The organism is Actinomycetospora sp. (genome assembly GCF_055612215.1).
Genome location: NZ_JBVPVA010000547.1, coordinates 1 through 4085, shown reverse-complemented (window position 1 = coordinate 4085; position 4085 = coordinate 1). Strand labels below are relative to the sequence as shown.

Here is a 4085-nt window from a genome sequence, read left to right as displayed (position 1 = left end):
CCGCCCTGGGGATCGTCGCGACGGCGTTCGCACTGATCGCCGCGTTCCTCAACGCCGCCTTCGGCTTCTGCCTCGGCTGCGAGGTGTACGGCCTGATCGCACGGTTCCGGACGACCGGGCACCCGGCCTGACGCACGCTGTGCCATAGGTCACAACAGCGGTCGGTCCGAAGCCGACGGATCCGGCGGGGAGCGACGGTCTCGAGGGGGCCGATCCACCCCAGCCGCCCGGAGGAACCCCATGACCGACCCGACCCGCCCCGCCGTCGTCACCGGCGCGAGCCGCGGCTTCGGCCGCGCGATCGCCACCGCCCTCGTCGCCGCGGGCACCCCCGTCGTCGGCGTGGCCCGTGACGAGCAGCGCCTGCGGACCCTGCACGACGAGCTCGGCGACTCGTTCGTCCCCGTCGTCGGCGACGCGGTGGACGAGGACCTCGCGCGGGAGGTCGTCCGAGAGCACCGTCCCGGCCTGCTCGTCCTCAACGCGGGCGCCGCCCCGGCCATGGCCCCGGTCCACGAGCAGACCTGGGAGTCGTTCGGCCGCGCCTGGGAGGTCGACGTCCGGCAGGCGTTCACCTGGCTCCGGACCGCCCTGACGACGCCGCTGGCGCCGGGCAGCCTCGTCGTCGCGATGTCCAGCGGGGCCGCGCTGGCCGGTTCCCCGCTCAGCGGTGGGTACGCGGGCGCCAAGGCCACCGTGCGCTTCCTCGCCCGGTACGCCGCGGAGGAGTCGACGCGGGCCGGGCTCGGCATCCGCGTCACGGCGCTGCTCCCGCAGCTCACCCCGGCGACCGACCTGGGGGCGGCCGCCGTCGACGCCTATGCCGCCCACGCCGGCGTCGACCGCCCGACCTTCGCGGCCCGGCTCGCACCGGCGCTCACCGCGGAGCAGGTGGGGAAGGCGGTCGTCGGGCTCGCGGCCGACGCGGACACCCCGGCGACGGCCTACCGACTCGGGGCCGCCGGTCTGGCGTCCCTCGACTGATCCGGGCCTACCGTGCTCCTCGCGTCGTCGGAAGAAGCCGCCATGACCACCGCGCCCGAGTTCAGCACGCTCGCCGAGCCCTTCCGGCCCGAGCTGCTCGCGCACTGCTACCGCATCCTGGGGTCGATCCACGACGCCCAGGACGTGGTGCAGGAGACCTACGTCCGGGCGTGGCGGGGGTTCGACGGATTCGAGGGCCGGTCCTCGCTGCGCCGCTGGCTCTACGCGATCGCGACGCGGGCGAGCCTGTCGGCGGTGGGCGCCCGCGCCCGTCGTCCCCTGCCGTCGTCGCTCGCGGCGCCGCGCGACGACCACCGGGTCGTGGTCGCCGACGGCGACCCGACGGTGCCGTGGCTGCAGCCCGCGCCGGACGCCCTGCTCGGCGGCGATCCCGCCGCGATCGTCGCCGGGCGGGCGGGGGTCCGCCTGGCGTTCGTCGCGGCCCTCCAGCTGCTGCCCGCGCGGCAGCGGGCGGTGCTGACGCTGCGCGACGTGCTCGGGTTCTCCGTCGCCGAGACCGCCGAGGTGCTGGACACGACGGCCGCGGCGGTCGACAGCGCGCTCCGCCGGGCCCGCGCCCACCTCGCCGAGGCCGCGCCCGATCCCGACGACCTCGCCGAGCCGGCCGACGACGCCCTCTCCGAGCTCCTCGACCGCTACGTCGAGGCGTTCGCCCGCGCCGACGCGGCCGCGCTGGTCGACCTGCTGCGCGCCGACGTCGAGCTCGAGATGCCGCCGACGCCCACGTGGTTCACCGGGCGCGACGCCGTCGTCGGGTTCCTCTCCCACCGGGTACTGCGCCGCCCGGGCACCTGGCGGATGACGCCGACCCGCGCGAACGGCCAGCCCGCCCTCGCCGTCCACCGCCGTCACGACGACGGCCGCGACGAGCCCTACGGCGTCCAGGTCCTGACGGTGGTCGGCGGCCGCGTCGGGCGGATCACGGCGTTCAACGACCCCACGCTCGTCCCGCTCTTCGCGCCCGTGGGTCGCTGACGACGACCGCTACCGGGCCGCGGCCCGCGGGTGCAGCGGGACGGGCAGCCGGGGCAGGACGATCCCGAACAGGTCGCGGTAGGCGGCCAACGCCTCGCCGTCGGAGAGGTCGTCCTCGGTCCGCGTGCCGTCGGCCGCCGTGCGCGTCAGGAGATTCCCGCTCAACGTGACCCGTCCCGCCGGCGAGAGCGGCAGCGTGCACATCGGACCGCCGGTGAACCCGGAGTCGGGGTGCGTCGCCGTCCACCAGCAGGTCGGGCCGAAGTCGTCCCGCGCGTACGGACGGGCGTCGAGGCGGTAGCCGGCCACGCCGTCGGGGGCGTGGACCTCGATGTCGCCGTCGGGCTGTGGCACGACCTGCGTCGACCCGCCCGCCATCACCAGCGCCGGCACGCAGAACCCGCCGAACCCGACGTCCGCCAGCCGCGCGACGCCGTCGTTCCCGGTCACCCGCAGGGCCAGGTGCGCGAGCGGCACGGTGTCGCGGTCCCGCCCGTGGACGCGGGCGCCGAGGAACGCGACGTCGTGCCCCAGCTCGGCCAGCAGCCACCCGAACAGCCCGTTGAGCTCGTAGCAGAGGCCGCCCCGCCGCCGGCGCACGATCTTGTCGAACAGCGCCTCGGGGCGGAGGTCGATCGGTTCGCCGAGGTGGATCGACAGCGACTCGAACGGCACCGTCCGGTAGTGGCGGTCGACGAGGGTGGCCAGATCGTCGTCGGGGCGCGCCCCGATGCGGGCGAGGTAGTCGGTGACCCGCGTCGAGGTCATCCCGTGCCGTCCGCTGCGACGTCCATCGAACCGGTATACACGGCGGCATGCGCGTTGCCCTCGCCCAGATCCTGGCCACGGACGACCCGGCGGCCAACCTCGAGCTGGTCGCCGACCACACCGCCCTCGCGGCGCAGCAGGGCGCCTCGGTCGTGGTGTTCCCGGAGGCGACGATGTGCCGGTTCGGGGTGTCGTTGAAGCCGGTCGCGGAGCCGCTCGACGGGCCGTGGGCGAGCGAGGTCCGCGCGATCGCCGAGCGCAACGGGGTGCTCGTCGTGGCCGGGATGTTCACGCCGACCGACGACGGCCGCGTGACGAACACGCTGATCGCGACGGGCCGCGGGGTGGACACCTCCTACGACAAGATCCACCTCTACGACGCGTTCGGGTTCGCCGAGTCCGACACCGTCGCGCCCGGGTCCGAGCCGGTCGTCGTCGAGGTCGACGGCGAGACCCTCGGCCTCGCGGTCTGCTACGACATCCGCTTCCCCGAGCTCTTCCGTGCCCTCGCCGACCGCGGCGCGTCGACCGTGCTGCTCCCGGCCTCGTGGGGCGCCGGGCCGGGGAAGATCGAGCAGTGGGAGCTGCTCGTGCGGGCCCGTGCGGTCGACTCGACGACCTACGTGCTGGCCTGCGACCAGGCCGACCCGCTCGCCCGCGGCATCGACCCGGGGAAGGCCCCGCGGGGGGTCGGGCACTCCCTCGTGGCGTCGCCCTTCGGGGTCGTCGAGGAGTCGTTGGCGGACGACCCGGGGCTGCTCGTCGTGGACGTCGACACCGCCTCGGTCGAGAAGGCGCGCTCGGTCCTGCCGGTGCTCGCGAACCGCCGGATGGGCTGAGCGATGGCGAAGGTGCGCAGCGTCGACCGCGTCGCCGCCGCCCTCGACGATCTCGGCCTCGGCGCCCGCGCCCGCGAGCTCCCCGAGTCGACGCGGACGGCGGCCGAGGCCGCCGCGGCGGTCGGGTGCGAGGTCGGCCAGATCGTGAAGTCGCTGGTCTTCCGGCTGCCCGAGACCGACGAGGCGGTGCTCGTGCTGGCCTCGGGGTCGACGCGGGTGGACGTCGGGCGGCTGGAGTCGGTGGTCGGTTCGCCGGTGGAGCAGGGGTCCGGCGCGTTCGTGCGGGAGCGGACGGGGTTCGCGATCGGCGGGGTCGCGCCGGTGGGCCTGACGGCGCCGGTGCGCACCTTCGTGGAGCGCGGCGTCCTCGCGTGGCCGCGGGTGTGGGCGGCGGCGGGCTCCCCGCGGACGGTGTTCGACGCGACGCCGGACGAACTGCTGGCCGCAACGGGGGCGAGCGTGGTGGACGTCGCCGAGCCGTGAGGGCGGTGTGGTTCC

The 4085-nt window shown here is 75.7% G+C and carries 6 protein-coding genes; 5 read left to right on the top strand and 1 reads right to left on the bottom strand.

Annotated elements, in window-relative coordinates; translation table 11 throughout:
• The 3 genes from AC0CYZ_RS15275 to AC0CYZ_RS15265 all read left to right on the top strand — a co-directional run.
• Positions 1-131 (top strand): DUF4395 family protein (locus AC0CYZ_RS15275; protein ID WP_472216773.1); only part of this gene is annotated, 131 nt, incomplete at its 5' end.
• A 109-nt stretch (positions 132-240) separates the two neighbouring features.
• The gene (locus tag AC0CYZ_RS15270) at positions 241-984 is read left to right on the top strand and encodes an SDR family oxidoreductase (RefSeq protein ID WP_472216771.1); all 744 of its coding nucleotides are present in this window, start codon (positions 241-243) and stop codon (positions 982-984) included.
• Between the two features lie 12 nt (positions 985-996).
• Entirely contained in the window at positions 997-1980 is a 984-nt protein-coding gene (locus AC0CYZ_RS15265) for an RNA polymerase subunit sigma-70 (protein WP_472216769.1), read from the top strand.
• A gap of 9 nt (positions 1981-1989) precedes the next feature.
• On the opposite strand, the gene AC0CYZ_RS15260 is transcribed toward AC0CYZ_RS15265, so the two are convergent.
• Entirely contained in the window at positions 1990-2748 is a 759-nt protein-coding gene (locus AC0CYZ_RS15260) for an arylamine N-acetyltransferase family protein (protein ID WP_472216767.1), read from the bottom strand.
• Between the two features lie 47 nt (positions 2749-2795).
• Here AC0CYZ_RS15260 and AC0CYZ_RS15255 point away from each other — a divergent pair, with 47 nt between their 5' ends.
• Together AC0CYZ_RS15255 and AC0CYZ_RS15250 are read left to right on the top strand one after the other, a co-directional pair.
• Positions 2796-3587: a carbon-nitrogen hydrolase family protein gene (locus AC0CYZ_RS15255; RefSeq protein WP_472216765.1), complete on the top strand. Its 792-nt coding sequence runs from the start codon at positions 2796-2798 to the stop codon at positions 3585-3587.
• A gap of 3 nt (positions 3588-3590) precedes the next feature.
• On the top strand, positions 3591-4070 hold the full coding sequence (locus AC0CYZ_RS15250; RefSeq protein ID WP_472216763.1) for a YbaK/EbsC family protein: 480 nt from the start codon (positions 3591-3593) through the stop codon (positions 4068-4070).
• Positions 4071-4085: the final 15 nt, after the last annotated feature.